Source organism: Paraburkholderia sp. BR10141 (genome assembly GCF_056155635.1).
This window is the reverse complement of the sequence record NZ_JBMIQH010000078.1, coordinates 1-8,423: the sequence shown is the minus strand read 5'-3', so window position 1 is coordinate 8,423 and position 8,423 is coordinate 1. Positions and strand designations below refer to the sequence as shown.

Annotated in this window: 10 protein-coding genes and 1 pseudogene; 2 read left to right on the top strand and 9 right to left on the bottom strand. The window is 66.6% G+C overall.

All coding sequences use genetic code 11. The annotated features are described in order from the left end of the window. Positions 1-840, bottom strand: an 840-nt coding sequence (locus ACOJB8_RS40325; RefSeq protein WP_475017804.1) for an HpcH/HpaI aldolase/citrate lyase family protein, incomplete at its 3' end; no start/stop codon positions are given. A 104-nt stretch (positions 841-944) separates the two neighbouring features. On the opposite strand from ACOJB8_RS40325, the gene ACOJB8_RS40320 reads away from it, so the two are divergent. Continuing rightward, positions 945-1,817 (top strand): LysR family transcriptional regulator, encoded by an 873-nt coding sequence (locus ACOJB8_RS40320; RefSeq protein ID WP_069263452.1) that lies wholly within the window; start codon positions 945-947, stop codon positions 1,815-1,817. A gap of 59 nt (positions 1,818-1,876) precedes the next feature. On the opposite strand, the pseudogene ACOJB8_RS40315 reads toward ACOJB8_RS40320, so the two are convergent. The 8 genes and pseudogenes from ACOJB8_RS40315 to ACOJB8_RS40280 form a co-directional block, all read right to left on the bottom strand. Further along, positions 1,877-1,999 (bottom strand): annotated as a pseudogene (locus ACOJB8_RS40315) (nitric oxide dioxygenase); the annotation flags it as partial. A gap of 193 nt (positions 2,000-2,192) precedes the next feature. Next, positions 2,193-2,408, bottom strand: coding sequence for a YXWGXW repeat-containing protein (locus tag ACOJB8_RS40310; RefSeq protein ID WP_342948732.1), 216 nt, complete (start codon positions 2,406-2,408; stop codon positions 2,193-2,195). A gap of 120 nt (positions 2,409-2,528) precedes the next feature. Beyond that, positions 2,529-3,677, bottom strand: a complete 1,149-nt coding sequence (locus ACOJB8_RS40305; protein ID WP_475017801.1) for a DUF1501 domain-containing protein — start codon at positions 3,675-3,677, stop codon at positions 2,529-2,531. Between the two features lie 5 nt (positions 3,678-3,682). Continuing rightward, positions 3,683-5,134 carry a DUF1800 domain-containing protein gene (locus ACOJB8_RS40300; RefSeq protein ID WP_475017799.1) on the bottom strand — a complete coding sequence of 484 codons (1,452 nt, stop codon included), beginning with the start codon at positions 5,132-5,134 and terminating at the stop codon, positions 3,683-3,685. A gap of 86 nt (positions 5,135-5,220) precedes the next feature. After that, positions 5,221-5,733 (bottom strand): periplasmic heavy metal sensor, encoded by a 513-nt coding sequence (locus ACOJB8_RS40295; RefSeq protein WP_069263466.1) that lies wholly within the window; start codon positions 5,731-5,733, stop codon positions 5,221-5,223. Further along, on the bottom strand, positions 5,730-6,185 hold the full coding sequence (locus ACOJB8_RS40290; protein ID WP_342948734.1) for a hypothetical protein: 456 nt from the start codon (positions 6,183-6,185) through the stop codon (positions 5,730-5,732). Before ACOJB8_RS40290 ends, ACOJB8_RS40295 begins: the two co-directional genes overlap by 4 nt. Then, complete coding sequence (locus tag ACOJB8_RS40285) at positions 6,182-6,781, bottom strand: RNA polymerase sigma factor (RefSeq protein ID WP_342948874.1); 600 nt, start codon at positions 6,779-6,781, stop codon at positions 6,182-6,184. The genes ACOJB8_RS40290 and ACOJB8_RS40285 overlap by 4 nt, the downstream gene beginning before the upstream one ends. Before the next feature lie 92 nt (positions 6,782-6,873). Further along, entirely contained in the window at positions 6,874-7,134 is a 261-nt protein-coding gene (locus ACOJB8_RS40280; protein WP_342948875.1) for a hypothetical protein, read from the bottom strand. A 471-nt stretch (positions 7,135-7,605) separates the two neighbouring features. Between ACOJB8_RS40280 and phaP the strand changes: the two genes are divergently transcribed. After that, positions 7,606-8,181: a TIGR01841 family phasin gene (gene phaP, locus ACOJB8_RS40275; RefSeq protein WP_342948735.1), complete on the top strand. Its 576-nt coding sequence runs from the start codon at positions 7,606-7,608 to the stop codon at positions 8,179-8,181. The last annotated feature ends 242 nt before the right edge of the window (positions 8,182-8,423 follow it).

Sequence of the window (8,423 nt, the reverse complement as noted above, 5' to 3'; positions counted from 1 at the left end):
GCTCTGCACGAGGGCACGGGCGCGCTCGACGAAAGGCGCGTCGATCATCTTGCCGTCCACGACATAAGCGCCCACGCCGTCGCGTTCGGCGTTGCGCGCCGCTTCCACCACGCGCAGCGCGTGGGCGATTTCTTCGTCGGAAGGGCGGAATACGTCGTTGGCGAGCGCGATCTGGCTCGGGTGGATGCAGCTCTTGCCGAGAAAGCCTAGCGAGCGGGCCAGTTCGGCTTCGGCGCGAAACCCTTCGGCATCCTTGATATTCGCGAAAGCCGAATCGTAGGCGAACACGCCTGCTTCGCCCGCGGCGAGTCGCAGACTGAACATGGCTTGCTGAATGGCCGCCGGGTCGCGCCGCGCGATGCCGAGCGGCTCGAACAGGTCGCCAAGACCCAGTTGAAGGCCCGCCACGCGTGCATGCGCGGAGGCGAGCGTCGCCGCTTCACGCAGCGCGCGCGGCGATTCGACGTTGAGCAACAGCTTCACGGGGCGGCTCACGCCATTGGCGCGCTCCGCGCGCTCGATCGCGGCAGCGGCGGCGCGCACGTCGTCGGCGGATTCGGGTTTCGGCAGATTCACGTAATCGAGGCCCGGTTGAACCACGGCGACGATATCGTCGGCGAACCACGGCGTGTCGAGCGCGTTCACGCGCACGATCAGCACCTTGCCGCGCTCGCGTACGGCGGGCGACACGAGTAGCGTGCGCAGCGCCTCACGCGCTTCGGGTTTACGCGCAGGGGCAACCGAGTCTTCCAGGTCGAACGACAACGCGTCCGCGGCGCTGCCGAGCGCCTTTTCGAACAGCTCCGGGCGCGATGCCGGCACGAACAACTTGCTTCTCATCTCCATGCGTTCCGTATAGATCACCACTGAAGGGCAGTCTACGATCGGCAACGATTTAGATAAACTATGCGAATCTATCTTTAAACCATAGAGAAGCTACGTTTATGGACACCGGTTTCCTGAGTAACCTGCTGCTGGTGGTGGAGAGCGGGTCGATGGCGGAGGCCGCGCGGCGCGTGGGCGTGACGCCCGCCGCGATCGCGCAGCAAATCCAGGCGCTGGAGCGCGAACTGGGCGTGGCGCTCGTCATGCGCGCGGGCCGCACGGTCATTCCCACGGAGGCGGGCCAGCGCGTGGTGGAGCGCGCCCGCTCGCTCGTGCGGGGTTTCGACGAGTTGAAAGCGCTGGCGCAGGAGCAGGAAATGGGCGGCGAGCTGCGCGTGGGGACCATCACGTCGGCGCTGCTGAGCGTGCTGCCCGACGTGCTGGCGCGCTTCGCCGCGGCTTTCCCGCAGGTCAAGCTGCTGATACGCGCGGGCACCTCGATGGAACTCTTCGAAGCCTTGCAGCGCGGCGAGGTGGACGTGGCGATTTGCCTGCATCCCGCCTTCGCGCTGCCGAAGACGTACGACTGGCATCTGCTGCGCGAGGAGCCCATCGTCGTGCTCGCGCCGGCGAAGTTCGCGCGCGCCGATCCGCACGACCTGCTGCGCCGCGAGCCGTTCATTCGCTACGATCGCGCGCTGGGCGGCGGCAAGCAGGCCGACCAGTATTTGCGCCGTGCGAAGATCGCGCCGCGTGAACTGTTCGAACTGAACTCGCTGATGGCGATAGCGCTGATGGTGGATCGCGGTCTTGGCGTCTCGCTTGTGCCCGATATCGGCACGCCGCTTACGAAGGGCTTGCGGCTCGCGCGTCTGCCGTTGGCCGAGGCAACCGAGCCGCGCCGCTTCGGCATTCTGTGGTCGCGCGCTTCCGCACGCAGCCGCTTGATTCGCGGGATGATCGAATGTTCCGGCGAGGCGCTGCGCAGGTGAGGGCGCGCGGGCTCTATACGATAAGGATGGCGAAGCGTTGGCCATTCCATTGGCGAATCTTCGTAGTGAATCCGGGCTTCGTGAACGCCGAGATTCTTGAGCGCATCGTGCTGCATGCGCATGAAGGGAATGGGGCGGCAAATGTAGTAGTCGGCGTCGGGCTGCAGGATCGCCTGCTTGATCTGCCCGATGGCTCCCTCCTCCCTGGCGTCCGCTGCGATCAGCGCGCGCGAAGTGATCGAATGCGGGCGCGTCGTTGACAGATCCTGCTTGCGGCAAGCTCGAACGAAACGAGCTGCGGCGGCCGATTTATCCGTTGGATGTAATTTGACCGCCGCAATACGAATACTCAGTAGTCCCTGTTAAATCTCCTTGTTAGTAGCCCTGCACCCAATGCCCCGGAATCCACACCCACTGGTTGCCTTCCCAGCGGTAGTGTCCCTTGGACCAGGCATAGCCCTCGGCGGGTGCGGGCGGCGGCGTCTCGACGCGCGGCGCCGGCTCCGGTGGGTGGGCCGGCTCCACGATACATGCGCAAAGCAGGGCGGCGCAGGCGACCAGGGTCACGGGGTGCAGTAGTCTTATCTTCATGGCGGGTGTCCTCCACTGACTGAAATTGGTTGGTTATCCGAACGGCTGGCTAGTCTCGCGCGTAGCGGCATCCAGGTCCACGTAAAGCGGTGCGCCGTCGTGTTTCGCTGTTCCAACCGTTCATGCCCTTATCAAACCCGTAGCCGCATTTTTTGTGCCCGAATCTCCGAATAACATCGACGCCGTGCGCTGTGGATCGAGCCCGAGGCTCTCCGCGGCCGCGCCCGCGATCAATGCATCGAGTGAGGCGGTGGGCTTGAGGTCGCGCGACTCGTAGAGCTCCGCGCTGCGCAGCCCCGGCCAGTCGGCCTGTACGCGTCCGCCCGCCACGGCGCCGCCCACCAGCATCGCCACCGAAGCCTGACCGTGGTCGGTGCCGCCCGTGCCGTTCGCCGCGGCCGTGCGGCCGAACTCGGTCGCGACGAGCACCGTGGTCTTGTCCCACGCGGGGCCGAGTCCGTCGCGCAGCGAGGCGAGCATCGTGTCGAGCGCTTTTAGCTGATTCGCGAGCCGCGCGTTCTGCGCGCTGTGCGTGTCCCATCCGCCGGTTTCGATCATGGCGATGCGCGGGCCATCGGGGCGCGCGAGGAAGCTCGTCGCAAGCTTGCCGACGCTCGCGGGGTCCTGGCGGGCGCTTACGTCGCCCGCGAGCCCGCGTGCGTTCATCGCCGAAGTCCAGAGCGCGCGCAACTGCGGATCGCCGTCGTAAAGCGCGGAAACGCGCGTGAGCAGATCGTCGGATGCGCTGGGCAGCGCCGAGGGCGCGTACGAACTCACCTGCACCGTGCCGCGCAGCGCGAGCGGCACGGTAGGCGCGAACGCAATCGCATTTTCGCGCGAGGCAGGCAGCATGGCGGCGAGCCGGTTGAGCCAGCCGTCCTTGACCTGGTAGGGCGCGCGGCCGCCGGTTTCCAGCACGTTCTGTCCGTCGAAGTGGGAGCGGTCGCGATACGGCGAAGCGATCGCATGCACGAAGAGCGCCTGCTTCTCGCCATACATCTGCGCCATCTGGCCGAGCGACGGATGCAGCGCGAACGTGCCGTCGAGTTTCGCTGCCTTGTCGATGTCGATGGCGAGCGGGCCGCGCAGCGTGGCGTAGGCCGGCTCCGCGTAGGGCACGACAATGTTCAGCCCGTCGGCCGCGCCGCGCTGGATCACGAACACGAAGCGGCGCTCGGTCTCGACGCTGGCGAACACGATCTGCGGCGCGACGAACATCGCGCCCGCGCCGGCGGCGGCGATGCGCAGGAAATGGCGGCGGGAAACCATGGCGGTTATCTCCTCAGGAAATCGGGCGAGACGAGCAGCAAGGCGATCGCAGTCGACGCGCTTTCGGCATGCGCGACCGCGGTGGCGGTGGGCGCGCTGAGCGTGGCGCCCATGAGCGTGTTGCCGAGCGTGCGCGGGTCGAGCCGGTCGCCCACGCGCGCCGAGAAGCGCTGCGCGACTTCCACGCGGCGCACGAGCGCATCGGGCGCGGCCCAGCTTGCCGCGATGTCGTCGTAGCCGGCGGGCGAGCCTGGCCGCCACACCGGCTGGTCGAGTTGCGTGAGCAGCGGCGCGGCGTTGATCTCGCCGGCGTCGCCGGGTTCGCGCCAGCCGAGACCGCGCATCGACGAAACGGTCCACTCCCACGGTGTCTTGAACTTCGCGTCGACGGGTGCCCACGCCTGCGGCGCTTCAACGAGCGCGCGATACACGGTGGGCAGATCGCCGCCGCTTTGCTCGAAGGCGAGTGCGAGACGCTCGGTAAGTGCGGGCGGCGGATTGTCGGCGACGAAGTGGCGGGCGAGCTGGAACGCAATATGGCGGCTCGTGGCGCTCGCGTGCGCGAGGTCGTTGAGGATGGCAAGCGCCTGCTGCTCGCCCGGTTGATCGTAGCGCTTGCCCATCACGGTGCGCATGCCCGGCTCGTGCAGCGCGGGGCGAAACACGAAGCTGCCGGGCGCGGCATTGCCGGGCTGCGGCCCGCGTAAACCCGCCACGCTCCAGCCCGTCAGCGCACGTGCGAATTCGGTCACGTCGTCCTGCGTGTAGCCGGTGCGCACGCCGAGCGTGTGCAGCTCCATGATCTCGCGTGCCAGGTTCTCGTTGAGGCCGCGCTTGTGCGCGGAGTCGCGCTGATCGGCGCGCAGCGCGGCGCGGCTGTCGGGCCCAACGGAGCGCGTCTGATCGAGAAAGAGCTGCATGGCAGGGTGCTGCTCGACGGCGACCAGCATGTCCGCGAAATTGCCGAGCACGTGCGGCCGGATCGCTTCCATTTCGAATGCGCCCGCAATGCCTGCAATCAATGCCTTGTCCACCGATACGGCGAAGTGGTTCGACCAGAAGTGCACGAGCCGTTCGACGAACGGCGTGTCGCTCTGCAAGGCGCTCGTGAGGCGCGCGTTGACCGCGCTGCGGTAGATGCCCACGCTCTCGCGGCGGATCGCCTGATTGACTGCGCGGCGTGCGGCTTGTTGCGCGTTCCCTTGTGCGTTCGTCTCCGAAGCCGCGCTTGCTGCCGCATTGCCCGCCATATCTTGCTGGCGTTCTTCCCCGAAGCGCGCAGCGAGCGCCAGCGCGCCGGGCTCGTTGCGCCATGCCGCGGGCAGCGGTTCGTATGCCTGGAACTGGCCGAGCAGCCAGCCTCGAGGGTTGGCGGGCGGCGTCTCGTCGGCGCGCGCGCCGAGGCCGAAGCGGTTCATGGCGATCGCGCCGGCGCGGGCATTCGAAAGGCTTTCCATGCGCGGTCCTTGTGCTCGATGGAGCGTTGCGTATTCCCGTTAAACGCTCATCGCACGCGGTATCCGTCGCTGGTCCGCCAAATACTTTACTGGGCGCCGCTCGCTTCGCTTACCGCCTTCTGCGGCTGCTTTTGCTGCTGCGCCGGTAGCCGCCACTGGCCGCGCTTTTCGAGCCCTTCGACGAACTTCACGCGTTCTTCGGGCGTGAGCGTCGCCGCGAAATCGACCACGCCGCGTTCGATTTGCGCGCGCAACGCGCTGTCGGCGGTGCGCGTGCGCGTGAGCGCGGCGTCGATGGCGTTGCGGTCGAGTTGCGGCGCGGCGAGCAGGTCGAGCACCTCGCGCCGACCGTCGCGTCCGTCGCGCGCGTACTGGCTGCCTTCACGGCGCGAGGATTTGAGCGCCTGGGCGAACTGCTGCTGGCGTTCCGGCGAAAGCGCTTCGGCGGCGAAGCGCAACGCCACGCGCTGCGTCGCCTGCGCCTGCGGCTCACTGCGTACGGCGAACCAGCGCCACGCACCGCCCGCAATTGCGCCGAGCAGAAAAACGTTCAGGACGACCGAGCCGACGAGCAGCGTTTTCCATGAGCAGCCGTTCATTCGTCACTCCCTTCGGCGCCAGGGTTGAGGTTCGATTCGCTCCAGTCCGAACTGGTCCCCCCGAAGCTCGTGCCGAGATACGTCTCGTGGGGGGCGGCGGGCGCCGTGCCGCCGAGCACGACGAACGATATCGTCAGCGCGCCTGCAAGCGCGCCCGCGAGGCCCACGCCCGCGAACGCCGCGCCGGACCACCAGAAGCTGCGGCGCTTCGCGGCGGCAACGGGCTTCACCGGTGCGCCCGCAACGATCTGCTCGAAGAGCGCGCGCCCCGGCGGCGCCACCATGTCGCGGGAGAGCCAGGTGTCGAGCGCCATGGCTTCGTCGAGCGCCGCGTTGGCTTCGGTGCGATGCGCGCGGGCCCATTCGAGCGCGTCTTCGCGCTCGTGCTGCGGCCAGCGTTGCGGGTCGGCGCCATAAGCCGTGACGAGCATGTGGAATCGTTCAGGTGTCATACGGAGTCCTTACCGGCGGCTTCGCCGGCCAGTTGTGCGCGCAGGGCGCGCCGGGCGCGCGCCAGCAGGCTTTCGAGCGCGTCCACCGAAATCTCCATCAGGCTGGCTGCTTCGAGGTTCGAAAGCTCCTGATAGTAAGTGAGTACGAGCGCTTCGCGCTGGCGCACGGGCAACGCCGCGAGTGCGGTGCGCACGCGCTCGTCGCGCGTGCGCGCTTCGATCTGCTGGTCGGGCGAGCCCGCGGGATCGGGTGCCGGCTCGCTCACGGCGTGCACGTCTTCTACGGTCTCTTCGCGCCGTCCGCGCAAGCGGTCGTAGCAGAGGTTGAGCGCCACGCGATGCAGCCATGTATCGAATTTCGCTTCGCCCGTGCGCCAGGTGGGCGCCTGTTTCCAGATCCGCACGAACGCTTCCTGAGCGACGTCTTCGGCTTCGCTGTGGTCGCCGAGCATGCGTGTGGCGAGTGCGATGAGGCGCGGCAGCTTGCTCGCGACGAGCGCGCGCACGGCAAGCGGATCACGCGCGCCGACACGCGCGACGAGTTCCGCGTCCGGATCGCGTTCGTTCAAGGCCTTCCCGGCCTTGTCGGTCTGCAACGATAGAACCGCAGGCGAACCCGCTGCCGCGCCGTCATAGTCGTTTCTCAGTTTGAAGTCGGGCACTCAGGCCTGATGCCGCTCGAGCGGCATTATGCCCAGTGGCCCGGAATCCATCGCCAGTTCGGGCCGTCCTCGACCCAGTGCCCCGGCACCCAGTTGTACCCCGAGCGGGCTTCTTCCCAGTGGCCCGGTTCCCAGACGTACACGCCCCGGTCCCAGCGCCAGTGGCCGGCCTGCCACACGTAACCCTGGCGCGGCGGGGGAGCCGCTTCTTCCCGCGGCGGAGGCGGCGGCGACGTCGGCGCGACCATCACGGGCTGCTGCGGCGGCTCATTGGGCTCGACGACCATGGGCTGCCGTGGCGCCTCATTCGGCTCGACGACCACGGGCTGTGCGAGCGCGGCCGTTGCGGTGGAGGCGAGCAGAGCGGCGGCAAGTGACGAACGCAGTGGTTTGCGGGTCATGATTTCTCTCCCTTGATGCAGAGGGGTCAACAGCCCCTATAAGGACTTAAACGGCGCCGCGGGGAAAATCCGTCGCGGACCATTTATTCACCATGCAATTTCCGCGCTCAGCGGCGAATTTACCGGTCTCGAGAGGGTTGCTTGACAACTGCAATTTCCGAACCCGAAAGACTTACATTAAGGGTTTCTACCTAATATGAATCGCCACAAAATTGTTAAATTTCTGTCTTAGAATGGACACTCGAGATCGACTGCGGCGATGCAACATTAGTTTTCAAACCATAGGAATACAGCCGCAAGTCAGGCCATCGGGGGTTGGCGCTTTAATTAGTAAGACTAACCAAGGAGTATGAGCTGATGTCCGTTTCCGCACCCGAACAATTCCGCGCGAACTACCAGGCTGGCGTCGCAGCGTTCTTTGCGCTCACGAAGCCCGTTGTCGAGGGCGTGCAGGCCGTGATCGACCTCAACGTCCAGGCCAGCAAGGCTGCCATTGCAGAAAGCGAAGCGACGCTCAAGGGCGCCCTCGAAAGCGGCAATCCCGCCGAGTTCCTGACGCAGCAAATTGGTGCGTCGCAGCAAGCCGCCGCCAAGGCCCTGTCGTACGGCCGCCATCTCGTCGACATCGCGACGACGACCCAAAACGAGTTGATTCAAGCCGCCCAGGCGCAATCGGGCGAAAACGAGCAGCGTTTCAAGGACTTCTCCGAAGGCCTGACGCAAAACGCGCCCGTGGGCGTGGAGCCGTTCGTCGCGGCCATGAACTCGACCTTCGCCGCCGTCAACAACGCCGCCGAAACGCTGCGCGGCGTGACCCGCCAGGCCATCGAAACGGCCCAGAGCGGTTTCCAGAACGTCGTGGCTTCCGCCCAGGAAGTCGCGCCGGTCGCGGTCCAGCCGGTTGCCGCCAAGGCCAGCCCGGCCAAGGCCTGATTCGCGTTCCTGCCCGCCGGCAATACGCCACTGCGCGTCGAACACGCGTCTTCGTCGTGAATGAACGACGAAGGCGCGGCGTTTGCCGGCTCAGCTTTCCAGACATCGATTTTTCAGCGCATTTGCAGAGCAGGAGCTCAACATGACTGACATTGTGATCGTTTCGGCCGCACGTACGGCAGTAGGTAAATTCGGCGGTTCGCTCGCGAAGGTGGCGGCGCCCGACCTGGGCGCGATCGTCA